The organism is Microbacterium sp. C448 (assembly GCF_000582705.2).
Lineage (GTDB): Bacteria > Actinomycetota > Actinomycetes > Actinomycetales > Microbacteriaceae > Microbacterium > Microbacterium lacus_A.
The window spans coordinates 1-391 of record NZ_HG779698.1; the positions used below are offsets into that span (position 1 = coordinate 1).

Sequence of the window (391 nt, forward strand, 5' to 3'; positions counted from 1 at the left end):
GATGCCGTGAGCCGGATCACCGCGACCGGCGACGACCGACTGGCCGCGCGTCTCGCGCGGTTCGCGGACGCCCCGGACGGCGCTTTCGTGTGGACGAGCGATCCAGATGGCCTGCTGTGGCTGGGGCGCCTTGAGGGCGAGTGGTATTACGACGCCCGCCCAGGGGCCGCGGAGGTCGACCTCATCCACGTGCGACCGTGCCGGTGGCTGGTCGCTCCCGTCGCCGAACACCGTGTTCCTGCCGGTGTGCGCGCAACCTTCGCCCGTGGGGGAAAGAACTGGCAGCGCATCCGGTCCGCCGCTGTTTTCGAGGCGAGCACTCGACTTTGGGAAGACGGCTCCGAGCAGGAACGGTGAGCCGGTACACGGCATTAGCTGCCGCGGGAGGTCA

Annotated in this window: 1 protein-coding gene; it reads left to right on the forward strand. The window is 69.6% G+C overall.

The features are described from left to right. The coding region (locus MIC448_RS10090) for a hypothetical protein (protein WP_036299048.1) at positions 1 to 357 on the forward strand (357 nt) is incomplete at its 5' end. Positions 358 to 391: the final 34 nt, after the last annotated feature.